The following is a 26,252-nucleotide window of genomic DNA, read 5'->3' as shown; positions in this document are numbered from 1 at the left end:
CTACAGTGACCGCACTTCCCGCATCAAGGAGCGTGCGTGTCCAAGCCGGAACCGACCTCAGACTCCCCCGGGGGCCGCCCGCCGCCGCCCGGACCCCCGCCCGTCGGCGGGATGCCGTACCTGTTGACGGTGCCCGCCCGGGAAGGGCTGCCACCGGCGATCAGGTGGCCCGGTCAGGAGGGTGAACCCGGCTGGGCCATCCCGGTCCAGGTCCCGGACGGCACCCTCGGCTACGCGCTCTTCCTGCCCCTGGTGCCGACGACCGACGACACCGCGCCCGGTGGCGCCTGCCCGGCCGCAGCGGTCCTCCCGGCCGGCCCGGGTGACGACCGTCCGACCGGCACGGCCACCACCCCACCACCGCTGACCACGACCGGCCCGGCGGCAGCCGCCGAGGGTGCACCGGCCGCCACGACACCGGCCGCACCGGCGACAGCCGACGCGGTGGCCGGCCCGACGGCGGCCGAGGCCGCACCGGCCGACCCGACGGCGGCCGGCGGACCGGCGGCCGGCGGGTCCAGCCGGCCGGCGGGCGTGCCGGCACCGCGCACCGCGGCGGCCTCGGCGGACCACGCGCCGACCCCGACCGGCCAGCCCACCCCGCTCCCGGCCGCCGCCCCGGCGACGCCCGGCCCACAGTTCGGCCCGGGTCGGCCCGTACCAGCGGGCCAGCAACCGCCTCCCGCCCCCGGCCGGCCGGGGCCCGCCGGGTTCGGTGCGGGCGGCCGGCCGGCGCAGTGGGGTGCGGCGCCCGCGTCCTGGGCCCCGACCCCGACCCCGCCGTCGTTCCTGAGCACCAGGTGGCCCGGTCCCCGACCCGCCACCGGCTGGGCGGTGCCGGCGGCGGTGCTGGCCGGGGCGTTGGGCGTGGCGTTCTTCGTCCCGCTGACCCGCACCGGCATCGGCTGGTTCCTCGGCTGGCTGGTCCTCACCGTCGGGGTGGTCGCGGCCGTCCGACGCAACGCCGACGCGCTGAACCGCACCGACAGGCTGATCCGGGGCGGCTGGGCGGTGGCCGCGCTGGCGCTGCTGGCCGTGCCGGCCTTCCGTAACGCCTGGTGGCTGGTGACCTTCTGCGTCCTCGGGGCGCTGGGCTGCGCGACGCTGGCGATCGTGGGCGGCAGACAGGTCCGCTCCATCCTGTTCAGCCTGGTCGCGGCCCCGTTGGCGGCGCTGCGCGGGCTGCCCTGGGTACGCCGGCACGTGACTGCCACCGACGGCGGGCAGTTGGTGCCCCGGGTCGTCGGGTCGGTCGTCGCCACCGCCGTGGTGGTGCTCGTCTTCGGGCTGCTGCTGTCCTCCGCCGACGCCGCGTTCGACCAGGTGCTCGGCGCGGTCGTGCCCGAGGTCAACGTCGGCACGGTGGTCCGCTGGCTCTTCCTGGCCGCCGTCGGTGGGTCGATCGCGGTCGCCGCCACGTACACCCTGGCCGCACCGCCGGACCTGTCGACCGTCGACCGCGAGGGTCGGCGGCGGCTGGGCATGCTGGAGTGGGCCCCGGCCATCGCCGCCCTGACGCTGCTCTTCGTCGGTTTCGTCGCGGTGCAGTTCACCGTGCTCTTCGGCGGTCAGCGGCACGTCCTGCGCACGGCCGGGCTGAGCTACGCCGAGTACGCGCGCAGCGGGTTCTGGCAGCTGACCGTGGTGACCCTGCTGACCGTGGCCGTGCTGGGCGGGGTCAGCCGCTGGGCGCGCCGCGAGACCCGGGCCGAACGGGTCCTGCTGCGGGCCCTGCTCGGGCTGCTCAGCGCGCTCAGCGTGGTGATCGTGGTGTCCGCGCTGTCCCGGATGTACACCTACCAGAAGGTCTACAGCTTCACCGGGGAACGGATCTTCGTGATGGCGTTCGAACTGCTGCTCGGCGCGGTCTTCCTGATGATCCTGGCGGCGGGCGTACGGTGGCGGGGCCGCTGGATTCCCGGCGCCACCGTCGGGCTGGCCGTGGTGATGCTGCTCAGCCTGGCCGTGCTCAACCCGGAGGACTACGCGGCCCGCCGCAACATCGCCAGGTACGAGCAGTCCGGCAAGATCGACGCCTGGTACCTGCGGGCGCTCTCCGCCGACGCCACCCCCGCCCTGGCCGACCTGCCGGACCCGATCCGCCGCTGCGCCCTGAGCTGGATCGACGACGACCTCGCCGAGCCCGACCCGTGGTACGCCTGGAACCTCGGCCGGAGCCGGGCCCGTGCGGAGTTGAAGCGGCTGGGTCCGCGCGCGGGCGGCGGGCGGAAGGACTGCTTGGCCGCCGACCAGTTCGACCTGCCGAAGACCCGGCGCACCCCGCGCTGACCTCCCTGCGCCGCCCGGCCCCCGGTCTCCGGCCGGGGGCCGGACCGGTCTCGCTGCCCGGACCGGTTGCCTGCCGGGGCCGGGCAGCGGCGTCAGGGTGGCAGGCGGCGATCCCACCCCCGGCGGGCAACCCCCGGTGCCGGACCCCGCGTGGCTATCTCGACAAGGGGATCGGAGGCCCGGTTGGGTGATCGCGACACGGCGTTCGCGGCGTACTTCGCGGCGCGCTCGGAGGCGATGCGCGGCACCGCGTAGCTGCTCTGCGGCGACTGGCACCGGGCCGAGGACCTGGTGCAGACCGCGTTCACGAAGCTCTACCTGGTCTGGAACCGGTATCCCGGCACGAGGTGCTCGACGCCTACGTGCGCCAGATCCTAGGGCGGACCTTCCTCGACGAGCGGCGGCGCGGCTGGTGGCGGCGGGAGCGGGTGGGTGGCGAGCAGACCGACCGGCCGACACCGCCGGACTCGCCGGAGAACCGGCTGGTGCTGCTCCAGGCGCTGGACGCCGTGCCACCGCGCCAGCGGGCCGTGCTGGTGCTCCGGTACTGGGAGGACAAGTCCGTCGACGAGGCCGCAGCGGTGCTCGGCTGCTCCACCGGGACGGAGACCACCCTCATGGTCAACGGACAGCCCCGACGGCTCGACCTTCCTGCCCTCGTCAGCGAGCTACGCGACGCCATCCACCCGGACGAGCAGGTCTGGGCCGCGATGACCCAGGGCGACCCCACCGACTTCAACATCGGCCTCGACGCCGACAACCAGCCCATCTGGTTCGACTACGACACCGCAGGCCTCAACGCCCCGCGGACCTGAGCGACCTCGACTCACCTCAACCCTGCTCAAATTCAAATATTCGCTACTCATGCGATCTTCGGACTGCCTTCACGAGGCACCGCGATCAACGCGGCAACGATCTTATTTTACACCTAGACCAATAGCGAATGACGGCGCAATACAATACTCCAACAGTCAATTGTTATTTTCGTTTTCAGAGTCATTCCTCCCGCCAGCCTTTTTGGCTGCCTCCCAGACAACCCAATGAAGCATTTGGTCGCGATCGACCGCAGCGGCATTTGATAGGCGTCGAAAATTCTCAATAGGCACATCGAGCCGAGAAAAGCATAGCTCGAACCGTTCAGCGCCAGACGCTCTTGTGGGGTCCTTAACCGCAACCACAACGCACATCCAGCTCGGCGCAGGAGACGACTCCCAAAGGTAGGGAAAAAGAAAGTAGCGCCATTCCTCCCGAATCCCGAGACCTTCACCCTTACGACTAAATCCGCAGCTCCTGGCAACGTCGACGAGAACAGAAATCTCTAGGGAAGACGCCGCCTTGGCAATCCGGGGAACAGGCCAGCCGAAGCGCGACCTGACCAGGCCACTGGGCCACAGCCTACCAATCATGGCCACGCCCTCGAGGCAGCTCTGCGATCAACCGAATCAAATCGTCACCGCACAACCAAGAATTCGGTATCGGGCGTAATTCCGCCAAAAAATGGATCATTCATCCTCCTGAGAGCCTCCCCGACTCTATGGTTTCCATTCACAACCTCACGCCCCTCGAGCACTACACTACCCCCCAGCTCATTCGGATTGTTGATCGAATCAATCAACTGCTGATCAGACATCCCTCGAGTCCGCGAAATCTTGATTGGATCTCCATAGTCAGGAAGGTCAACTCCTTCCAGTTCACGGAGTTTGACCGGCGTGCGGCTTGCCCGCATGGCCTCGTCGGCCAATTCCGCAGAGGAAGGCTTCTTGCTGAAGAGCTTACCGAAGAATCCGCCCCCTCCTGAAGGGCAGTTGTGTACTAGGACCGGGGTATCGCCAGCGACCACATAGTACGTGTGGAGGGTGTCGACGGTGAGGTTGTGTACCACCTCGGTTTGGGTGCGGTGGTGTGTGGCCGCTACGGCTGCTGGTCGGTGGTCGGCGGTCTCGAAGGTGTAGCCCGGTTTGAGGTCCTTGGCTTCGCGCCATTGCTGCTGGTCAGCCACCCAGAAGGGGTGCCCGGCGGTGGCGGTGATCGTCTCGGCACGGCTGCCCTGGGGGCCGTCCACGGTGACGGTGATGTCGACGAGTTGCTTGGTGCCGCTACCGACGATCAGAGCGGTGACTACTCGCGGTGCGGTCCGCGCCGTGGTGGGGTCGGTGGCCAGGACCCTGTCGCCGAGCTTCACGTCACGGATGGGCTTGTGGCTGCCATCGGCCATCAGGACCTTCGTGTCGCCGGTGAAGCTGTTGCCGGGGCCGAGGCAGCCGCTGCTCCGGCCCATGAGCCCACGTCCGATGGTGCGCGCCTCACCAAGACCTGCGCCGACGGCCTTACCGCCGGCTGCTCTCATTCCCCCGCCCAGAGCGCGGAGCCCTGCACCGAGGGCCGCGCCCCCGACAGCCCCGGCAGCCCCGCCAGCGGCGCCGAATAGCCCACCGAGCGCGGTTTCGCCGGCGAGATCCCATCCGCGCTTGCCGTTCATGTATCCGGTGACGGCGGAGCCGACCGCTCCGGCCAGGGCACCACAGGCGACGGCACCGACACCGGTCCAGCCGATGGCGGCCCCGCAGCCGATGCCGACGACCGCACCGACGGCGATGCCGGCGATCTCAGCGGCGTGGTCCTCGACGAACTGGGTCGCCTTGTCCCACATCTCGTTGGCGCCCTCGACGAGTGGGGCAAGGCGCTGAGCTGCTTCGAGGAACAGTTTCTGCCGGAATTTGTCAGGGTCACGGATGGCTTGCTGCGTGACGGCGACGACACTTGCCATGACCTTGATGCCGCCGGACACCAACTTGGCTCCCGCCAGCAGCGGCTTGGTGAGGGCGGCGACGACCGGCAGCTTGGTGAACTTGATCGCCTGCCGGACAGCGGCCTTCGCGGCGTTGGTTACCGCCTTCTTGGCTTCGTATATTCGTTGCGCTGCGGCTCGGGCTTGTTCTTTGGCCCAGTTGGTGGCATTGGTACGGAGGTTGGTGACGCCCTCCTTGATGTTGCGGTAGGTGTTTCCAACGGCGGTCTTGGCCTTGTTGTAGAGCCTGGTGGCACCGTTGTAGAGCATCTGCCCGAATGACCTGAGGGCGGAGATTCCCTGGTTCCAGAGTCGGGCACCCTGGTTCCATGCCCATGAGGCGGCGCTGCTGACGAAGTTCGTGGCGGCGTGGTAACCGTTGCTGACCGAGCGGGCGGCCCGCTTGAGCCACTTGGGCCAGTGACCGTCAGGGTCGTCGAAGTCCAGGGGCGCGCCGGCGGCGTAGGCGTACCGGTTCGCGAGGATGGAGTCACCGCTGGTGTAGTCGACACTGTCGCGGGAGGTGAAGGTGCCGGTTCCCGGCTCGTACCACCGGGCACCCATATCGACCTGACCGGTTTGTGGGTCGGTCCAGTCACCCTGGAAGCCGAGGTTGCCGGTGTCTCCGGTGCTGGTGATCTTCTTGCCGAACGGGTCGTACGAGGTGGAGTCGTTCAGCGTGGTCAGGCTGGTGTTGGCGGGATCGAACGCGGCGACGACGTCGCCGTGGGCGTCGGTGAGTGAGAGCTGCTCGTCCGAGCCCTGCCCGGTGGCCAGCAGTTCGTCCACGGGACCGCGGGCAAAGTACTCGACGCCATCGGCGACGACGTCGTCGCCGAGACCGGCATAGGTGAAGTTGGTACCGGTACGGGACACCACCCGGTCCAGGCCGTCGTACTGGTATGTCTGGGTAATGGCGTTGGTGAGACGGTCGAAGGCGTCGAAGGCGTACTGCTCGCTGAGGCCGGAGCTGGTGCGCGACCGGAGGGTGCCGCGCGGTGAATAGGTATAGGTGTAGTCCCCGTCGGTGAGCAGCCGGTTGCGTGCGTCGTAGGTGGCGGTCTTGCTGCCGGCGCGAATCCGGTTGCCGCTGGCATCCCAGGCGTAGGTGATGGTGCCCGCCGGGCTGGTCCAGCCGGTGAGCCTGCCGGCTTTGTCGTAGGTGTAGGTATTGTTGCCGGCGCCAGCGGTGCCGGTGGTGTCCTTGCTGGTCAGATGCCCGTTCAGGTCGAAGCCGTAGGCGACGGAGGCGACGACGGCGTTGGCGGCGTTCTTCAGAGTGTCGCTGTTGACCCGGCCCAGATCGTCGTAGCCGAAGGTACGGATGCGCCCGGCGCCGTAGTCGATCGTCTTCACCTCGCCTGCGGCGTCGTACGTCAGGTTCTGACGTTGTTCGGTGATCGAGTCGGCGAGGGAGGTGAGGCGGCCCTTGACGTAGCCGAAGGTGGCGGTGCCGGTGACGTCGGTCCTGGTGGTCATCTGCCCGTCGTCGTCGTAGCCGAAGGTCGCAGCACCAGAGGGGCCGGAGGTCGACAGCACCGCACCGCGGTCGTTGTAGGTGTAGGTGTTCGTGCCGGTGGGCGCGCTGACACTGGTGAGTCTGCCGGCCTTGTCGTAGCCGAGGCTGCGGGCGGCGGTGGGGGACTCCCCGCCGGAGCCGGTCTCGGCGGTGAGTCGTCCGGCGGCGTCGTAGGTGCGCTGACGGCTGGTCTCACCGGGGGCGCTGATGCGGGTGGCGCGGCCTTCGGCGTCGTAGCCCACGGTCCAGGTGCGGTCGGGGGTGGTGGGATGGCTGCTCGTGGCTGGCTCGATGGCCGACTCTGGCAGGCCGAGAGTGTTGAAGGTGTAGATGGTGGCGTTGCCGCGTCCGTCGGTGTAGCGGGTGCGGTTACCCGACGCGTCGTACCCGAAACTGGTGGTGACCGATTCGGTGTCGGTTACTGGTTCGATCTGCCTGACCAGGCGGTTCACGGCGTCGTACTCGTAGGTGGTGACGACGTTGTAGGGGTCCTTCGAGGAGACCATGTTGCCGGCCTCGTCGTACCCGTACCTCTGGGTACGCAGCACGTCCCCGTCGGCGTTGAGATTGGCGTCGCTCGTCAGGTTGCCGAACAGGTCGTAGCTGGCACGGGTGGTGCGCCCCAGCCCGTCGGAAACACGGACCTTCCGCCCGAAGTAGTCGTATCCGAAGTGGGTGACCGCGCCGTTCGGGGCAGTGGTGCGAATGAGGTCGCCGACGGAGTCGTAGGTGTTGCTCGTGACCGCGCCGGTCGGTGACGTGATGGAGGTGAGGTTCGCGGCGTCGTCGTAGCCCAGCTTGGTGACGAGGTTCCGGTTGACCGGATACCGCTCGACGCGGGTCTGGGTCGTCTGGCGGTCGAGGTCGTCGTAGGTGGACTGAACCTGTGCCCCGGTGGGGCCGGTGACCGTCAGTGTCTCGCCGGTGCGCGTGTAGGTGTAGCGGGTCACCGCTCGGTCGTCGTTGGTGCTGTCGGGCTCGTCCTGGGTGATGAGCCGGTTGAGCTGGTCGTAGCTGAAGCGAGTGGTGCCGCTGGGGTCGATCCGTTCGATGACGTTGCCCAGGCCGTCGTACGTCGTTTGGGTACTCGGGATGAGGGTTTCCGTGACACCCGGGGGCAGATAGGTGGGCGCGACTGCTTTGACCGGGCGACCCAGGTTGTCGTATTCGGTGCGGGAGATCTGGCCACGCGGATCTCTTGTGGCGGTCGCCTCGCCGAAGGCGTTGTAGCCGATCGCGGTGTCAGGTCTGGCCGTGACGGGCGTCTGGCCGTTGCTCTCGATGGCGACTGCCGGACCGGTCGCTCCCACCTGCTGGCCGACTTCGTCGTACCGGTAGGTGGTGGTGAACGCCGACTTGTCCGCGCCGGTCACGTTCCCACGCGGATCGGTGGCGGAGGTACGCAGGCCACGTTGGTCATAGGTGTAGCTGGTGAGCCGGGTCCGCGATCCGTCACCGATGATCTTCTCGGTAAGCAGGTTTCCCGCATCGTCGTAGGTGTAGTCGACGGTTTCCGTGACACCGAGCAGGACGAACCAGGGAAGGTTGGACGTCTTCCCGGTGCGGGTGGTCCGGGTGGTGTTGCCATTGCCGTCGTAGGTGAAGGTGTTCGTCCGGGCGAGCCCTCCCGGATCCACGACGGTGCTGGTGAGCTTTCCGGCGCGGTCGTAGGCGTGTTGGGTGACCTGGGTACCGTTCGCCTCCGCCTTCCGCGTCAGATGGCCGGCCCCGTCGTAGGTGTTCTCCTCGACGACGTAGTCGCGCTTGCTGCCGTCGGGGTTGTGGAAGTCCTTCAGGGTGACCTTCTGCAACAGGTCGTCCCGGTAGTACTGGTACTCCAGCCGACGACCCATGGCGTCGGTGTCACTGGCGAGCCTGCCGGCGAAGTCGTAGATGTAGCGGTGCAGGACCAGGTAGTCGCCGGTGCCGGTGCCCGGTGCCCCTTCCGGGTCACTACGCCAGTCTCTCAGCCGCACCTCGGCAACCTTGTTCTGTGCGGTGTACGCCCAGTCGTACCGGTTGCCGTTGGCGTCGACCATGGACGTGCGGTTGCCGAAACGGTCGTAGCCGTAGCTGGTTTCCTTGCCCTCCGCATCGACCACCAGGACGGGCCGGTTGTACTCGTCGTACTCCGTCGTGCTGACCCGGTCCGGATCGCCGCCCAGCACGTCCGAGGTGGTGACCTTGACGACGTTGCCGTCCGGGTCGTAGTCGTTGGTGACGCGGGCCTGGTGGCGGACTCCGGAAATGACGTCCGTGGTCGCAGGCGCGGTGATGGTCGTGACTCGTGACTGGCTGTCGTAGGTGTAGCTGGTGATGACGCCTGCGGGGTAGCTGTCCGAGACGATCTTCTCGGTGAGCCGCCGTCCGAGCGCGTCATAGGTGTAGGTCGTCACCAGACCGGAGGGCTCGGTCACCTGAGCAAGGTCACCATTGCTGTAGTACACGTTCATGGTGATCTTGCCGCGGCCGTCGGTGCTGGCTTTCAGGAGCCCGGCGGGCTGGGATCCGCCGCTGTACCCGAATTCCAGACCGTCGGTGTACGTGTGGCTGACGACGCTGCCGTCGGGGTTGGTCTGCGCCATCAACTGGCCGTTGGGGTGGTAGGTGAACGACGTACGGTACGTGTTGTCGGTGGGGCCGCTCGACCGCCCGTCCCGGGACTCGATCGCGAGGTCAGCCCGCGGGTCGAACGGGTTGGTGATGCTGGTCGAGTACGTGTAGTAGCTCGTCTGGCACTGGTCGAGGGTGCGGCAGCTCTTCCTCGATGCAAGGTGCCCCTTGTCGTCGTAGGTCATCTCCACCGAGTCGCCGTCCTCGTTGGTGACCTTGCTCTGATATCCGTCCTCGTCGTAGGAGTAGGACCGGACCGCCATTCCCTCGGTGGGATGGCGGATGAAGATGGGACCGCCCGAGGAATCCGGGATTATGGTGCAGAAGGCCGGGTCGTTCGGGTCGGGTTGCGTACAGACCTGGGTGGGGGGCGAGGTGGGCGGGGTGGTGGGCTCCCCTGGCAGGTCCTCCGCACGAGTGTCCCGGCCCAGCGGCGTGCCGGAGCGCAACAGCCGCCCGGCGAGGGCGTCGTACTCGTACAGGTACGGTCGATTGGCCGGGTCGAGAACCTGGATGCTGCGCCGCAGATCGGTGTCGCCGCCGTAGATGGCAGGTTGCCCGACCTTCCAGGTGCCGCCGTTGTCGTCGGTGTACTCCTTGACCCGGTCGGTGGCGGTGTCGTACTCGACCTGACTGGCGATCCGGCCGCTGGGCAGTGTCACCTTCGTCAGCTGCTGGGCAGCCGGCTTGGCATAGCGGAAGTGCGCCGACGCGGTTTGCGAGCCGAGCGGGTGGGAGTAGATCGCCACCTCGTCGATCACCCCGGCGAAGTACCGCTGGGCGGTGCCGCCCCAGCTAGGCCACGAGGTGGGAGACGTCGCCGTCGCAGCACCGATCTGGTTGAACGTCAGTGACGAGTGCTCGATGGTCTGCCCGGCACGATCTGCGACCTTGACACCGTCGAGGTACATCGTCTGCGTTGTCCCCATCGCCGACAGCACGACGTGGTGCCACTTGTTGTCATTGACGGGGTACACCGACGTGACAGGAGCGATACTGCCGCCGGCGAACTGTCCGCGTAGCCGTCCGTCAGTACCCGTGTAGAGCACCGGCACGCCGCTGGTCGCGGTCGCACCGACAGCTGCGTCCTGATATCCCAGAAGCGGACCGCCGGTCTGGGTAAGACCGATCTTGAACCAGAGCTCCACCGCGGCGTCCCGGCTCTTCTTGAGCGATCCCTTCGGAAGCTCGACGTGCGAGGACACGCCGTTGAACGCCGCCGCGGTATTGCCGGTGCCCTCGATGACCCCGGGCTGCGCCAGAGTCGCGTTCTTGTAGGTCCCGGCGTCCTTACCGAGGTTGATCGCGATGTCGCTACCCGCGCCGGTGCCCTGCTCCTCGCCGAGACGGTAGTACGAGTCGGGACGGGCATCGAGTACTGCGGAGCGGTAGTGCGACCCTGCGGCGTAGTCGTAGCTCGTGCACGCCGAGGTCGGAGAGCACACCTTCGTCAGGAGGTCACCGTTGTACTCGTAGGACCAGACAAGCGCGGCACCGTTCACCACATCGGTCTTGACCGTGGTGATGTGCGCACCGGTCCAGGTGAAGTACAGCGCTCGTCCTGCGGTGTTGCTCGCGCTGTTTGACACCTGCGCCTTGGTCAGCTTGCCGGCCAGGTCGTAGCTGAGCACGACCGACCGGGCCGAGATGTCGGTGATCTTCGTTAGTCTTCCGCCCAGGGAGAATTGGTAGGTGGTACCTGAGCGGTCCCGAAGTGTCCAACTGGTGCTGTCGACGGTGAGCTGCGCGACCCGGCCGGACGGTGCGGCAAAGGTGCCGTCCGGGTTCTTTCCGAAGCGCACCTCCTGCCCATCGGGATAGCGGACCACCACATTGCCCGACCCGTCGTCGTCCGACGCCAGTTTCATGTCGTACCTGCTGGACCACCCCGCACCGAACACCGCCGAGGGTCGCGGGTCCAAGCTGTTGTAGGTACGCAGCAGGTTCAGTTCGGGGCCCACCGTCACCACCGTCGCGTCGACAGCCGAGGTGGTGAAGTTGCCGTACTGCGCGTCGAATTCCCGGCCCTGCTCCGCATCGGGAGACCCCGCGATGCGGGAGATCAGGTCAGGCTGCGGCACCGAGGTCAGAAGCACGGAGTCCGCCGACATGACCTCGTTGGCGCCATCCTTGACGAACGTGCGCCACAGGTAGCTCTTGCTCCATGACAACCGGCCGGCCGGCACCACCCACGAGGGATTCGCGCCGTAGCCCGAGTTCGTGCAGTTCGTCGCCGTCCCCGCATCGGTACGGTCGCAGATCTCGAATTTGAACGACAGCGTTGCTCCGGGGGCGGCGTCGGAATCGACGGCCCGTGCCCAGAGCAGTGGAGTCAGCGTCGGCGCCTGATAGCCGTTGCCCGGATAGAGTTCCTGCACCACTGGCGGAACGTCGAACACCTGAAGCACGATCCGACCCGGTGGCACCTGGTGGTCGGTGAAGACCGCACCGCCGGTACGCACCATCGTGAAATCCAGGAAGTACGTGCCGGGCGGCAGGGCTTTGATGGTCGCATCCAGCGTCACCTTCGCCCCGCGGGCGATGGTGGTCGACAGATTCGCGGCGCGCTGCTGGACCACCGCGGCGCCGGTCTCCGCGTTGTACGCACGGTAGGCCAGATAGTAGTTGCCGGGCGACCATGATTCGGCGCTGAGGTTGGTAGCAGTGATCTTGACCTTGCCGTCCTGGTTCCGCAACACCGGCGGCTCGGGAGTCGGCTTCGGGATGGAGTACGCCGCATTGAAGGGCGAGTGCGTCACGTAGAGCTTCGGCGCGTTGGCGGTGCTGGTTCCAGCAAACTTCTTCCAGGCCGAGGCATCGGTCGTCGAAGCACGAAGCGAGAGCCCGTAGTTGGCCTGCTGGCCATTCACCCACCGTTGCACCAGGTCCCTGCCGGCCTTACCCAGGTCGAACATCTCGCCAGCGGCCGGACACGCGGACTGCGACTGCCCCAGCCCGATGTACCCGTGGGCAAACGACCGGCTCGCCAGCACACCGCCTACGGAAGGGCCCGGATACGAGTAGCCCGTACCGGCCGACCACGACTCGGTCACCGGGTGCACGGTCACCTGACGCGATTTGCATGATGCGGCGTCAAAGTTGACCACAGACAGGGCAACACCGTGGATCGTGTGGTTCTGCAGTTGGCCAACCAGGCCACCGAACTTCAGATAGGCGGCGGCGTTGGACCCGCCCGAGCGGCCTACCAGCAGGTCCTGCCCACCGACGGTCGACGATCCCCCGTGCACGTACATGCTGCTGTCGGCACCCACGCCACTGACCGGCGGACCCACCGTCGGATCCACCTCAACCGGGAATCTCCGGTCCGGGCTCCGCAACCAGTCGCTGTCTAGCGTGACCTTCAACGCGGTTCGCCCATTCGACGTGACCAGCTCGTAGGCAACACCTGCCGACGTTGCCGGCCCACGCGATTCGCTGCCCGCATCCAGCATGTAGCCAGGAGGAATAACCGCGCGCCGACCACCAGCCCGGTCGTTCAGCTCCACCTGCCCATCAACGAGCTTCGCCGTCAACCCGCGGAGCTTCAGGGGGAAGACGAACGATGTCGGTGCCTTGGCCGAATGCAGGACGATGGTCTCCTTGACGCCCCCTGCCCTCGGTGCAAGGCGGACGTCAACGCCTGGCTGCACCTGGGAGTAGGTGACAGAGTCCGCATCCGCGAGCCCGACGCTGCGTGCCCCGTCAGCCAGGCCGTAGGAGAACTCCTCCTCTGCCGAGAAGGTCAGCTTCACCAGTTCGCTGTCGTCAGCCCGTCCCGCCAACTTGAGGACGACCGAGTCGGCAACGTTGCGCCACCCGCTTCCACCCGCGTCGGGCGTGAGCCGAGTGTCGATGGGTGCCCAGCTACCATCCGACTTGCGGTAGTTCAAGGCGTCTGTCGACAGCTCGGTGGTCTGCGTACCGTCGGCGTTGTCGTAGACCCGCTTCGTCTCCGAACGCTCACCGAGGCGCTCACGGCTGGTCGCCCTGTCGTATCCCTCGGCATCCGCCACCGGTGCCGCACCGACCGATGCCCTGTTCCGGCCAGGAGCCGGCTGCTGCTTGAACCTGTGCAGCGGGTACTGCCCCCGCAGGGACTTCGGCAGTTCCCGGTTACCCCGCCCACGGCCTATCGGCGGGGACGTATCCGACGCCGATCCCCACCGCTGTGAGGGAGCAGCCGTGGCCGCCCCGCCGTTCTGCGATCCCCCTCGTTCGGAGGCTGCGGTGGACAACCCACTCGCGCCGCTGCCACCCAGATTCACGACCAGGAGGCAGGCCAGAGACATCGAAACTGCCATCCGCACTGAAGTCGATCGCATAAACGCCCCGCGCCGCCTTGAATGGGCCATCGGTTCAAAAAGCATGAACATCGCCAATCATTTAGGCGGACGAAGAGCAGCGAATGAATGTCGGAAGCGAGGATTCACCGGTAACTGTGCCGCGCTTCCGCTCGGACAGCGCTTGCAGAGGTCCCAGCACGAACCCGGACAGGCGGGATGCCGTCGCCGGCCGGTTCGGCGCACCAACGGGCCCGAGACCGCAGCCAGCAATCCACAACAGCCCCCGTGATCGGTCTGAGAGATCACGGGGAACTTACAGACCCCGGGATGCACCTGGGAAGCATCGTCACAAGTTGATGCCACAAAACATGTCAAAGCAGGACAGAAAGTCACGTCAGGTAACTGTGAGCAATGGCTTCATTGCTGAAAGCAGTACACGGGAGCCGGCGCGACCCAACAGGCCCCAACGAACCCCCACCGGCGGCGACGAGAAAGTGATCAACTCCAACCGGACCGGGGCGTCACTCACTCGCCGCCCCCACCAGGCCAACCTTGACGGGCGATCAACCAAATCAACTCGACGGCTCGATGCAGACACGGCAACCCAGATCACTCCGAGTGATCACATGGTGACATTCAGCGCACCTATGCCCCGTTTTGTGGCATCAACTTGTAACTACGCTTCCCATTCACGCCCCGGGATCTGTAAGTTCTTCGTGGTCTTTCGGAGCTAACACGGGGGCCGTTGTGGATTGCTGTCTGAAGTCTTCCGCTCGCTGGCGGGCAAGCTCCGACGCGAGCAGGCAACACGACTGAATCGGCTCCGCCTCTTCTAGCTATCGGGCCGATCTATTTTCCCACCTTCGACTTCGATGGCTGAAAACCGCCGAAGCAAGTGTGTCGGCGTCAGCGGTCAGCGGATCGACGTCCAATGGAAACCCTCAACAGCCGGCCTGCGCCGGTCAACCTTCTGCCGTTGGACCTACAGGGGAGTGATCATCCTGCCACTCAGCAACCACGCTGCCCACATGCGAGGACGGAATGACTGATTCGGGAAAGCTGAAGACCAGGGCTCGATTGCTTTTGGCCTACCTATTAGCGCCGATCTTGATCATTACTACTGCCATTACTCAGGGTCCGCGCCCGGCATTGGCGGACGCAGCAGGCAAGGGCGGTGATTTCGTAGCGACAAACGGTGTGTTGTTGGATACCCGCACGGGCGTGGGTGGTGCGGCCGGCACGCGAGCAGCTGGTTCCGAGACGAAGGTGACCGTACTCGGAGTCGGCGGCATTCCTGCCAACGGGGTCCGCGCACTGCTGGTTGACGTCACGGCCATCAATCCAACGGCGAACACTTTCCTGACGGTTTACCCGGATGGATCCGACCGGCCGACCGCTTCCACGATCAATGCTTCCGCAGGTCAGGTGCTGTCGAATTCCGCGATTGTGGTCACCGTCGGCGCCAACGGCAAGGTCGTGATCTACAACCATTCAGGGAACACCCATGTCAAGCTGGACGTCCAAGGCTACTTCACCAGTAGTACGGGTACTACGGGTGGGGGCCTGGTTTCCCTGCCGCACACCAAGTTGATCGATACCCGCAGCGGCCTCGGGACGACCACCGGCACGATCGCGGGCAACAGCAGCCGGACCGTGACCTTGACTGGAAGTGTCGTGCCTGCCGGCGCTTCGGCAGCGGTCATCGATGTGATCGTGACTGGCGCCGCAGCACTTGGTTGGCTTTCGGTGGCACCCGAGAACGACGCCACAGCGGCCAACGCGATCGACTATCCGGCGGGCACCACGTCCATGGGCATGATCGTGAAGTTGCCCGCCAATGGCAAGGTTGTGTTGGCGAACAAGGGTAGTGGCGCCGTACACGCTGTCGTGACCGTACAGGCATACTTCACTGCCACGCCCACGACGGGCGCAGGGTTACGTACGGTGGCAGCGAGCCGATTGCTGGATACCAGGACGGTCGGCGGCGGCCTCCCGGTGGCAGCAAACGGTACGGTCGATGTAGCCGTTGGTGGGGCATTCGGCTTGCCAACGAGGGATATCGCAGCAGTAGCCCTGAACCTGACCGCAGTGAGCCCAGCCAGCAGCGGTTTCTTGACGGTATGGCCGGTCGATGGAACTACGAGTGTGGCGTCGACGACGAACTTCACTACCGGTCAACTCGCCCGGTCGAGCTTTGCCGTCAGCAAGCTTGGCACCGAGGGTAAGATCAGAGTCAAGAACAACAGCTCAGGGACGCTGCATATTCTGGTCGACCTGCAGGGCTGGTTCGCCGACCCGATACCAATCCAGCCGGTGACACCCTTTACTCGGACATCGGCCGTTCAGCAGTCACCCAACGGCACCACTCTGGGCCTGTTGTTCTACGGGTACACCGACAACTTGGGGCGCATGCGCCGCGGTACGGCATCCCCCGAGACACCCAATATCATCGCGTGGGAAACCCCGGAGAGCAGCGAGGCTTTCACAGGCCGACCCACGCTGAGCGAACTCTCCGACAAGAGAATTCAGGCAGCGGTGCAGAGCATCGACGGCAGCACCTGGAAGAGCACCCGGATCGACACTACCTTGCCTTCCTGGGAGAGTGCGCGGAACATCGGTGGCTCGATGGCGGGTCCTCCGAGCGCACTGACCATGGGAAATGGGACCAATGTGGTCTTCGCCGTCGACATCGACGGACGGCTGTGGACGTACCGCCAGGAAGGGGCAGCACCTCTCTGGAAGAGTCTCGGCGACGCCGACCTAACCGGTACAGTTTCCGTAGTCAAGGACGGTGAGGATGCCCGACTGGTGGCGGTCAGCACCACCGGCACGGTAAAGACAGCCCTGTATTTCGCCGATGGCGCGCTGTCGAGCTGGACTGATCTGGGTGGTACTGCAGAGGGGATACCGGCGGCGTTGCTCTCGACCGCGCATCGCCTGCGCATCGTGATCCGTAACGCCGGCGGTCACATCTCGACCAAGTTCCAGGACCTGGACGGCACCTGGCCTACAACCTGGCAACAGGTGGGAAGCCTCACTGCCATCGGATCACCCGACACCATTCTGGACCCACCGTCCGGCCGTACCGCCATCGCCGTTCGCCGAACTGACAACACGCTGTATCACATCTTCGAAACGGCACCGGGATCGTCGAGCTGGGGTCAGTGGCAGCCATTGAACCCGGACCCCGACAGAGCCGAAAATGCAGCGACCGATCCGACCATGACCGCAGTGACCGGACCCGATGGAACGTCCTACGTCATCATCTTCCGGAACACCGACGACCTGATCCAGGTGTACAGCCGTCAACTGTCGCCTCAGCGCGTCGGGGGATCGTCAGACGAGAGATTCGTTCGCAGCTCAGCTCCAGCGCCCAGGCCCTGAACCGGTCCTTCTCGCATGGCGAGTCCTGGCGCATCCTGAGCAGTAGAGCGCTACAGGAGGGCGGGACAGGCCCCTGAGGGGCCCGTCCCGCCCATGGGCCGCATCGGCGCGACCCGGTCAGCCGGTCAGCTCGGCTCCCCCGACAGGGAGGTCCGTCGCTGCGACGCCATGACCAGGGAGTAGACGTGCTCGCGGAGTTCACCGAAGAGCGGGGTCTGCTTGGTCGCGATCTGGTCGCGGGGCCGGTCGAGGGTGACCGGCAGATCCGCCACGACGACTGAGGGGCCCTGGGACAGGACGACCACCCGGTCGGACAGGTACACGGCCTCGTCGATGTCGTGGGTCACGAACAGCACCGTCGTACCGGTCTCCGCCCAGACCTTGAGCAGCAGGTCCTCCAGGCTGGCCCGGGTCTGGGCGTCCACCGAGGCGAACGGCTCGTCCATGATCAGCATTTCCGGCCGGACGGCGAGCCCCCGGGCGATGGCGACCCGCTGCTGCATGCCGCCGGAGAGCTGCCACGGGTGCAACCCGGCGGCGTGGGCCAGGCCCACCATCTCCAGCGACTCCTGTACCCGCTGCCGGATCTCGGTGCGGGGCAGGCCCCGGTCCCGCAACGGGAGGGCGACGTTCTTCTCGACCGTCAACCAGGGGAACAGCGAGCGGCTGTAGTCCTGGAAGACGACCGCCACGCCGTCGCGGGGGCCGGACATGCGTTCCCCCCGGAACATGACCGCGCCGCCGGAGATGGGCAGGAGCCCGGCGATGCACATCATCAGGGTGGTCTTGCCGCAGCCGGAGGGCCCCACCACCGACACGAACTGGCCGGCGTGGACGGCGAACTCGATGCTGCGTACGGCGGGCACGTCGCCCTTGCGGGACCGGTAGGACTTGCTCAACTCCTGCACGTCGAGCACGGGGGTGTCGAGGGCGGCACCGGGCTGGTGCGGTCGGGTCGTCACGGGGTTCATCCGAGGCTCCTACGTGGTGTCGGTCAGTGGCTTTCCGCGCTGTCGGGGCGCACGTTGCGGTGCCACCGCAGCAGCACCCGCTCGACCAGGGCGAAGACGGCGTTGAAAAGGATGCCCAGCAGCGCCAGCAGGACGATCGCCGACCACAGCTGCGGGAACTGGAACAGCCGCTGCTGGCTCACGATGTAGAAGCCGAGGCCGGCGGTGGCGGCGTACAGCTCGGAGATCACCATCAGGACCAGCGCGATCCCGATGCTGATCCGCATGCCGGCGAAGATGGCGGGGCTTGCGCCGGGCAGCAGGACCCGCAGGAAGTAGCGCCGCCGGGTCAGTCGCAGGCTCCGGGCGGCGGTGACCACCGTACGGTCGATGCCCCGGACGCCGTCGTAGGTGTTGATCAGGATCGGCCAGAGGCAGCCCAGCGCGATGAGGAAGACGTTCATCCCGCTGGTGATGCCGAACAGCACGATGGCGATGGGCAGCAGGGCGGTGACGGGCACCGACATGCCCAGCCGGATCAGCGGGTTGAAGAACGCTCCGGCCGGCCGCCACACCCCGATCAGGATGCCGAGGCCGACGCCGAGCACCGTCGCCGCGCCGTAGCCCAGGCCGAGCCGGACGAGACTCGGCAGGACGTCGGCCCGGAACTGGGAACTGAGGAACAGCGACGACGGCGAGGCGGACAGCCAGGTGTCGACGAACGCCCCGAAGATCTGCGAGACAGGCGGAACGAACAGGGAGCCCACCATCCGGGCGGCGACCTCCCACACCGCCAGCAGCAGGGCGAGCAGCCACAGCGACCGTACTCCGCGTCCCACCGCCAGCGCCGACGTGACCACCGGCCGGCTCAGCCCCTGCCCGCTCATCGTCCACCCTCCCGCTGTGCCTGGCCCCACGGCACCACCAGGCGTTCGACCAGGTTGAAGCCGTAGTAGAGGGCCATCCCGAGCAGGCCGACGAGCAGGATGCCCGCGTAGACGAAGTCGGGTCGCTGCGCCTGCTGGTACGTGGTGATCACCGTTCCCACCCCGTTGGTGGCGCCGAGCAGTTCGGCGGAGAGCACCACGATGAGCGCCGTCGAGCTGGCCACCCGCAGCCCGGTGGCGATGGACGGGGCCGCCGACGGCAGCACCACCCGGGTCAGCAACCGGGTACGCGTCCAGCCCATGCTCCGCCCCGTGGCCAGCATCAGCGGTTCGGTGTCGCGGACGCCGTACATCGAGTTGAGCAGGATCGGCCAGAAGATCGCGTAGATCGCCAGGGACACCTTCATCTGGGTGCCCAGGCCGAACATCAGGATGGCGATCGGCAGGAACGCCGAGGAGGGGATCGACCGGCCGGCGTGCACCACCGAGGACGACGGCCGGTAGAGGGCGGAGAAGTAGCCCAGGGTCAGCCCCAGCGGGATGCCGACGGCGCTGGCGACGAGCATGGCGAGCAGCCACGCCCACAGGGTCTGCGCCACCTCGGTCAGGAACGTCGCGTCGACGAGCAGTTCGCCGGCGCGTTGCAGGGTGTCGGCGGGGTACGGCAGGGAGTCCACCGAGACCGCCCCGGTCCGGACCACCAGGTCCCACAGCACGAACATGGTCACCACGCCCGCCACTCCCAGCACCCAGTCGGGTGTGGGGCCCCACCGGCGGGCCGCGACGGGCCCGCCGGTGGGCCGGGCGTCCGCCTCGACCTGATCAATCACGTGGACGTCCGACGCCATGTCACGTCCTCTCCCCTCATGGTGGCCCGCCTACCGCGGGACAGGACAGGTCAGGACCGCGCGAAGTCGGTGACGAAGGGCCCCAGGTCGGGCTTCTTCGGGAGCATCTTCAGGTCGACCATCTGCTGGGCCATCCGGTCCAGCGCGGCGACGTCGACGGCGGCTTCGAGGGCGTTCTGCGGTTGGGCGGCGAGGGTCTCCGCCGGCACCTTCTGGCACTCGGAGAGCAGCCGGAACGCCTCGTCGGTGTTGGCCGGATCACTGAGCTGCTGGGCGGTCTCGGTGATCGCCTCGTGGAAGCGCTTGGCGGCGTCGCCCTTGCCGACGAAGCTCTTGGCGGCGATGTAGGTCGCGATATAGATCTTGTCGCTGCTGGCGAAGGGGTCGGCCAGGCTGCGCACGTTGTCGTTGTTGTTGCCCAGCAACGAGTAGCCCAGTTGGGCGGCGTCGACCCGTCCACTGAGCACGGCGGGAACCTGCTCGGCGAAGGGCAGCGCCACGAAGCTGACGCTCTCCGGCTCGACCCCGTTGGCCTTCAGCCAGCTCGCGGTCACGATCTGGTTGATGCCGTTGATCTCGTTGACCGCGATCTTCTTGCCGGCGAGGTCGGCAGCCGTCTTGATCGGCGAGTCCTTGCCGACGAAGACGCCCTGCGCGGGCTTGGCCGGCGGCAGCGCGTTGACGTTCACCCCGGACACCATCTGGATCGGGAAGCCGGTGTTGTAGGCGTTGATCGCGGTGTAGCCGTTGACGTAGCCGAAGTCGGCCGCGCCGGACAGGACCGCGGCGACCGCTGCCGAGCCGCCCCCGGAGCGGACCAGTTCGACGTCGAGGCGGTGCTTGCCGTAGACGCCCTTCCCGATCGCCCAGGTGTTCCAGATTTCGCAGCCGAACGTCGTGACGGAGACCTTCGTGGTGCCGTCCGCGTTGTCCGCAGCGCCTTCGGCGCCCCCGCAGGCGCTCGTGAAGAGCAGCGCGGCGAGGGCGACCATCGCACCGGTACGTCGTGTGTTCATCGTGATGCTCCTAGGTGCTTCGCGCGTGCCCCCGACGTCGTCCGCCGCCGACTCCGGCGGTGGCGGGGGTGAGGGCGTTCGGTGGATACGAAGGGACGGCTCCGCCGCGACGGACACGGCCGCCTGGCTGCTGCGGCGCGGGTCCGACGCGAACTGCATCGACTTGGTGATGGTGCTGAATGCCTGAACTGCCAGATTGGGAGGGATCAATCAGGGCCGCGAGAACCGCAGACGGCGTCACGGCATGGCCGGGCAACGCTGGTCACGGCCGGTTCGGGCGGTCGGGCTGCACCCCAGCAGCACCCTGACGCCTCGCCGACTTGCAGCGAAGGTACGGGGCACGAAAACCCCTGTCAAGATGCGGAATGTTATCTCGCATTGCGTCGAGGCGACAGGTGCCGGCGTGCTGGCCGACACGGCGAACGAGCAGGTCGGCGGGCAGGTAACGATACGTCTCCCCTGGTTGACCGGGCCGGCAACGGCGGCTAGCTTCTCCACCAGATGCCATCGGCCCCCGGGAGTGGACATGAGCGTGGAAGAGCCCGTCGCGGCCGTTCCCGCCATCACCCGCGCGCCGATCGGCCACTGGAAGGGCCCGGAGTTCCCCGCCATCCGCCCCGGCACCGGCGCGGGCAAGGCGCTCGTCCCGTTCTGATCGGCAACTCCGCGCCCCGGCGCACCCTGCCCAGATCCGGCCACACCGGCCGCGTCGGCCGCTCCTGTCCACACCGTGGCGGAGCCGCCCGTCGGCGGTGACCCCAGCACCCCGGAAACTGCGGCAGCCCGTCGCCCGTACCCGTGACGGCCCCTCCGCCGTCGCGGTCGGCCCCGGCGCAGGAGGCCCGCCCACCCCCCGCGACCCCAGCCGGGCAGGTGGGCCGGCCCCCGCACCCCAGCGCGCGGGTGGCCGCCCCGGTACGGGCGGAGTCAGGACGACAGCCCACCCCGCGTCACCGCCCGCGCCGGGGTGGGCCGAGGTCGCCAGCCCCCGCCGTCGTCTCAGGCTGCCCAGGCCCGATCGGTGTCGCCGGTCGGGACCGGATACGGAAAAGCGGCCCGGTCGATGCTCGACCAGGCCGCTGACCTGTTGCTTCAAGGGTGGAGCCGAGGGGACTCGAACCCCTGACCCCCACACTGCCAGTGTGGTGCGCTACCAGCTGCGCCACGGCCCCTTGCGGTCGTCCCCGGTCGCCCGGGCACGGGGAGAACTATACACACGCGGCCGAGCATGGTCATCTCGCGGGGGTCCCCGGCGGATCAGTTCAACGCCACGTCCGGCGGGAAGTGCGCGACCGCCGCCATCATGCCGCCCTGCCGGCGCAGCACCATCGGCCAGAGGTCGTCCGGGCGGTCGACGAAGGCGTCACCGGGCAGCGCGTCGAGCACGAACCAGGAGCCGTCCTCGATCTCCTGCTCCAGTTGCCCGGACCCCCAGCCGGAGTAGCCGGCGAAGACCCGGATGCCGCCGATGCTGTCGCGCATCCGCTCCGGGTCGGAGGACAGGTCGACGGTGCCGACCGCGCCGGAGATCGGCTGGAAGCCCTTCAACCGGCGCATCGGATGACGCATCCGGGCCAGGCAGATCGCCGACTCCGGCTGCACCGGGCCACCCTCGAAGAGCACCGCCGGGTGCCTCGCGAGATCGCTCCACTCGCCGAGGACGTCCGCGACGGCCACCTCGGTGGCCCGGTTGAGCACCACCCCGAGCGCCCCGTTGGCCTCGTGGGCGACCAGCAGCACCACCGTTCGATCGAAGTTCGGGTCCTTGAGGGCCGGCGTCGCGACCAGCAGCCGCCCGGTCATCGACTCCACGGCACGACCGCTGATCGCCGGTCCCTCCCCCTGCGTCTCGGACATCGTCAGCCGCGCACCGGGTCCGACAACCGGGCACCACCGACCATCTGTGCTCTCACCGCCATGCCTGGCACCATAGCCTGCACCCGGTGCGGTGGCTAAGGTCTGACCGACAGGTGATCGAGGGCGGTCGAGGGAGGATCGATGGGTCCGACGGCGGACATCGCGGTGATTGGCGGTTCGGGGCTGTACGCGCTCCTCGACGACGCCACGGAACACCAGGTCGACACCCCCTACGGCACCCCCTCGGACGTGCTCACCATCGCCACCGTGGGCGGCCGGTCGGTGGCCTTCCTACCCCGGCACGGGCGTGATCACCGCCACCCCCCGCACCTGATTCCGTACCGGGCGAACCTGTGGGCACTGCGCACGTTGGGAGTACGCCAGGTGCTCGCCCCCTGTGCCGTCGGCGGGCTTCGCCCCGAGTTGGGTCCCGGCACGTTCGTGGTGCCCGACCAGCTCATCGACCGCACCAGCGGCCGGGTGCAGACCTACTACGACCGGGGCGCGGTGCACGTGGCGTTAGGCGACCCGTACTGCCCGGTGGGGCGGCGTACCCTGCTCGGCGCGGCGGCCGGGCGCGACGTGCCGGCGGTCGACGGCGGCACGGTGGTGGTGGTCGAGGGGCCCCGCTTCTCCACCCGTGCGGAATCCCGCTGGTACGCCGCGATGGGCGGCACGGTGGTCAACATGACAGGTCACCCGGAGGCGGTGCTCGCCCGCGAACTGGCCCTCTGCTACACCTCCATCGCCCTGGTCACCGACCTGGACGCCGGGGTGGAGGCGGGCGACTCGGTCACCCAGGAGGAGGTGTTCCGGGTCTTCGGCGAGAACACCGACCGGCTGCGCGGCGTACTGCTGGATGCGGTTGCCGCCCTGCCCACCGACCGCGACTGCCCCTGCGGGCACGCGCTGGACGGCATCAGCACCCCGTTCCCCCTGCCCTGACCTGTCGCCGTACGGCTGGCGCGACGCGCCCCCGACAGACCCCCGGACAGGGCAATCGCCGGCAAAGCGCGCGGAGCGCCGGCTGCCGACCGATAGATTCGGCAGGTCAGGGGTCCGGTCCCGGCGGACGCCGTACCGGCCGGGGACACGGAGGCGGAGGGCGATGGCGACCGTCCGGGAGACCACCTACGACCTGCTCCGCGCCCTCGGCCTGACCACGGTCTTCGGCAACCCCGGCTCGACCGAGGAGCCGTTCCTCCAGGACTTTCCGGCCGACTTCCACTACGTGCACGCCCTGCACGAGGCGTCGGCGGTCGCCATGGCCGACGGGTACGCCCAGGCCACCGGCAGGCCGGCGCACGTCAACCTGCACACCGCCCCGGGCACCGGCAACGGCATGGGCAACCTGGTCACCGCCTGGCACAACCGGACGCCGCTGATCGTCTCCGCCGGGCAGCAGAGCCGGGAGATGCTGCTGACGGAGCCCCGGCTGACCAACCGGCACCCCACCGAACTGCCCCAGCCGTACGTGAAGTGGAGCCACGAGCCGGTGCGGGCGCAGGACGTCCCGGCGGCGTTCATGCGGGCGTACGCCACGGCGGCGCAACCACCGAGCGGCCCGGTCTACCTCTCCCTGCCGTTGGACGACTGGCACCAGCCGGCGGACCCGCCGCCGCAGGTGCGGACGGTGGCCACCCGGTTCGCCCCCGACCCGCGTCGGCTGCGGGAGTTCGCCGCGCTGCTCGCCGCCGCCCATAACCCGGTGCTGGTGCTCGGCGCGGCGGTGGACCGGGCCGCCGCCTGGCCGGTGGCGGCGGCGGTGGCCGAACGGCTCGCCGCGCCGGTCTGGTCCGCGCCGGCGCCGGAGCGGGCCGCGTTCCCGGAGCACCACCCGCACTACCGGGGGGTGCTGCCGTACGCGATCGCCCCGCTGGCCGAGAAGCTCACCGGACACGACGTGGTGCTGGTGGTCGGCGCGCCGGTGTTCCGCTACTACCCGCACGTGCCCGGCGACCACCTGCCGCCCGGGGCCCGGCTGCTGCACGTCACCGACGACGCGGACGAGGCGGCGCGGGCCCCGGTGGGCGACAGCCTGCTCGGTGACGCCGGGCTGACCCTGGCCGCGCTGCTGGACCTGCTGCCGGCGGCCGACCGGCCGACGCCGCCACCCCGCCCGACGCCGGAGCCGCCAGGCACCGGCGACCCGCCCGACGCGGATGCGCTCTTCGCCGCGCTGGCCGCCTGCTGGCCCGCCGACGGGGTGCTGGTGCAGGAGTCACCGTCGAACCTGGCCGCGCTGCGGCGTCGGCTCCCGGTGACCCGTCCGGCGTCGTACTTCACCATGGCCAGCGGCGGGCTCGGCTACGGGCTGCCCGCCGCCGTGGGCATCGCCCTCGCCGAGCGGGACACCGGGCGGGGCCGGCCGGTGGTCGCGGTGATCGGGGACGGTTCCTTCCACTACTCCGTACAGGCGTTGTGGACCGCCGCGCGGCTGCGACTGCCGGTGGTCGTGCTGGTCCCGGTGAACCAGCAGTACGCCATCCTCAAGGCGTTCGCCGAACTGAAGTCCACCCCCGGAGTGCCCGGACTGGACCTGCCCGGCCTGGACCTCACCGCCATCGCCCGGGGCTACGGCTGCGCCACCCGCGTCGTCGACGCGCTGCCCGACCTGGCCGACGCGCTCACCGAGGCGCTTCGTGCCGACGGCCCCACGGTTCTCCCCACCCCGATCAGCACCACCATCCCCACCCTCCTCTGACACCCCTCCCGCCCCCGTCGCCCCGCCGGGCGACGTTCGGACGGGGAGCCGAGTGTGGGGACGGCCGGGCGGGTCAGTGGGTGGTGAGGGTGAGCACCCGGCCGGTGGCGACGTCGAGCACCGGACGTTTCCCGAGCGGGGCCGACAACGTCACGGTGACCGGTTTGAGCACCGCCAGCTCGATGCACTCCCCGCTGCCCCGGGCCACCCCGCCGCCTACCACCACCACGTCGTCGCTCTCCCGCACCAGGGCGCTGGGTCCGCTGTCGCAGGCACCCATGCCGACCGTGTACGTCAACCGGGCGCCGTCGACCCGCCGGAGTTGGTCGGCACCGGCCACCCCGCCCGGCAGAGGCCGGTTCGGGACGGCGGGACCGGGTACGGCGGTGACCGCCCGGGGCGCCACCGCCAGGCGGGCCACCGGGCTGGTCAGCTCCGCCACGGTGAAGATCCAGGCGGGTACGGCGGCGACCCCCCGGCTGGTGCGCACCTCGGCGGTGCCGAGGGTGACCCCGGTGACCGTGAGCGGGATGCAGGCAGCCTGGGTGGAGACCGGATCGTCCGGCCGGGTGCCGGCGGTGGGTTCGGCGGGCCGTGGTTCCCGGGGTCGCCCCTCGCACGGCGGCGGGTCCCCCTGGTCCAGCTGCCGGTACGCCTCGGCGGCGCTGATCAGCGGGACGGTGAGGGCACCGTCGGGGAACCGGATCGCCCTGTCGGCGGGTACGTCGGTCGGCAGGTCGATCTGGTCCCGGTACCAGCCGGCGCGGAAGGCCGCCTCGGTGTCGGCGTCGAAGCCGGGCTGGCCGGTGAGCACCGTGGCGTCCTGCAACGGCAGGTAGCCGCTCGACCACTCGGGGCCGGGCCGCCACGCCCCGGCGACCTCGGCGGCCCGCTCGTCGAACGCCTCCCGCTGCCGCCCCGGATCACCCCCGACCGCCCCACCGTCCACCGCGCTGCCGGGCACCGCGCCACCGGGTACCGACCCGGCTGCCGCACACCCACCCACCGCCACCAGAAGCCCCAGCCCCCACGTCAGCCCTACGAGTCGCCGCATTCCCCTGAGACGCCCACCCACCCCTCCCGGTTCCCTCCCCTCCCAGTTCCCTCCCCTCCC

At 68.5% G+C, this 26,252-nt stretch carries 13 protein-coding genes and 1 tRNA gene; 6 read left to right on the top strand and 8 right to left on the bottom strand.

The window, feature by feature from the left end; translation table 11 throughout:
• Positions 1–36: 36 nt before the first annotated feature.
• Complete coding sequence (locus tag Q2K16_RS26535; RefSeq protein WP_302740866.1) at positions 37–2,289, top strand: DUF4153 domain-containing protein; 2,253 nt, start codon at positions 37–39, stop codon at positions 2,287–2,289.
• A 362-nt stretch (positions 2,290–2,651) separates the two neighbouring features.
• Complete coding sequence (locus Q2K16_RS26530) at positions 2,652–3,104, top strand: sigma factor-like helix-turn-helix DNA-binding protein (RefSeq protein ID WP_302740865.1); 453 nt, start codon at positions 2,652–2,654, stop codon at positions 3,102–3,104.
• Positions 3,105–3,739: 635 nt separating this feature from the next.
• Here the strand turns inward: Q2K16_RS26530 and Q2K16_RS26525 are convergent.
• Positions 3,740–13,222 (bottom strand): DNRLRE domain-containing protein, encoded by a 9,483-nt coding sequence (locus Q2K16_RS26525; protein ID WP_302740864.1) that lies wholly within the window; start codon positions 13,220–13,222, stop codon positions 3,740–3,742.
• A gap of 1,311 nt (positions 13,223–14,533) precedes the next feature.
• Here Q2K16_RS26525 and Q2K16_RS26520 point away from each other — a divergent pair.
• Positions 14,534–16,876 carry a DUF8189 domain-containing protein gene (locus tag Q2K16_RS26520; RefSeq protein ID WP_302740863.1) on the top strand — a complete coding sequence of 781 codons (2,343 nt, stop codon included), beginning with the start codon at positions 14,534–14,536 and terminating at the stop codon, positions 16,874–16,876.
• 125 nt (positions 16,877–17,001) lie between these two features.
• Here Q2K16_RS26520 and Q2K16_RS26515 read toward each other — a convergent pair whose 3' ends face one another.
• From Q2K16_RS26515 to Q2K16_RS26500, 4 genes are read right to left on the bottom strand one after another with little or no spacing between them, the layout of a single operon-like run.
• A complete protein-coding gene (locus Q2K16_RS26515) occupies positions 17,002–17,847 on the bottom strand; it encodes an ABC transporter ATP-binding protein (RefSeq protein ID WP_302740862.1) in 846 nt (281 codons plus the stop codon).
• Between the two features lie 23 nt (positions 17,848–17,870).
• A complete protein-coding gene (locus Q2K16_RS26510) occupies positions 17,871–18,713 on the bottom strand; it encodes an ABC transporter permease (RefSeq protein WP_302740861.1) in 843 nt (280 codons plus the stop codon).
• Positions 18,710–19,561: an ABC transporter permease gene (locus tag Q2K16_RS26505; RefSeq protein ID WP_302740860.1), complete on the bottom strand. Its 852-nt coding sequence runs from the start codon at positions 19,559–19,561 to the stop codon at positions 18,710–18,712. Before Q2K16_RS26505 ends, Q2K16_RS26510 begins: the two co-directional genes overlap by 4 nt.
• A gap of 50 nt (positions 19,562–19,611) precedes the next feature.
• Positions 19,612–20,577 carry an ABC transporter substrate-binding protein gene (locus Q2K16_RS26500; RefSeq protein ID WP_302740859.1) on the bottom strand — a complete coding sequence of 322 codons (966 nt, stop codon included), beginning with the start codon at positions 20,575–20,577 and terminating at the stop codon, positions 19,612–19,614.
• 526 nt (positions 20,578–21,103) lie between these two features.
• On the opposite strand from Q2K16_RS26500, the gene Q2K16_RS26495 reads away from it, so the two are divergent.
• A complete protein-coding gene (locus Q2K16_RS26495; protein ID WP_255553766.1) occupies positions 21,104–21,232 on the top strand; it encodes a hypothetical protein in 129 nt (42 codons plus the stop codon).
• Positions 21,233–21,676: 444 nt separating this feature from the next.
• Here the strand turns inward: Q2K16_RS26495 and Q2K16_RS26490 are convergent.
• Together Q2K16_RS26490 and Q2K16_RS26485 are read right to left on the bottom strand one after the other, a co-directional pair.
• Positions 21,677–21,749, bottom strand: a tRNA-Ala gene (locus Q2K16_RS26490).
• 85 nt (positions 21,750–21,834) lie between these two features.
• Positions 21,835–22,434 (bottom strand): YqgE/AlgH family protein, encoded by a 600-nt coding sequence (locus Q2K16_RS26485; RefSeq protein WP_088642982.1) that lies wholly within the window; start codon positions 22,432–22,434, stop codon positions 21,835–21,837.
• Between the two features lie 141 nt (positions 22,435–22,575).
• Here Q2K16_RS26485 and Q2K16_RS26480 point away from each other — a divergent pair, with 141 nt between their 5' ends.
• Together Q2K16_RS26480 and mdlC are read left to right on the top strand one after the other, a co-directional pair.
• Positions 22,576–23,379 (top strand): S-methyl-5'-thioadenosine phosphorylase, encoded by an 804-nt coding sequence (locus tag Q2K16_RS26480; protein WP_302740858.1) that lies wholly within the window; start codon positions 22,576–22,578, stop codon positions 23,377–23,379.
• Positions 23,380–23,542: 163 nt separating this feature from the next.
• Entirely contained in the window at positions 23,543–25,138 is a 1,596-nt protein-coding gene (gene mdlC / locus Q2K16_RS26475) for a benzoylformate decarboxylase (RefSeq protein ID WP_302740857.1), read from the top strand.
• Positions 25,139–25,211: 73 nt separating this feature from the next.
• Here mdlC and Q2K16_RS26470 read toward each other — a convergent pair whose 3' ends face one another.
• Positions 25,212–26,192, bottom strand: a complete 981-nt coding sequence (locus Q2K16_RS26470; RefSeq protein ID WP_302740856.1) for a hypothetical protein — start codon at positions 26,190–26,192, stop codon at positions 25,212–25,214.
• Between the last annotated feature and the right edge of the window lie 60 nt (positions 26,193–26,252).

Source organism: Micromonospora cynarisoli (assembly GCF_030518815.1).
Lineage (GTDB): Bacteria > Actinomycetota > Actinomycetes > Mycobacteriales > Micromonosporaceae > Micromonospora > Micromonospora wenchangensis.
Note: the sequence above shows the minus strand (reverse complement) of the source record. Positions and strands in the feature narration are given on the sequence as shown.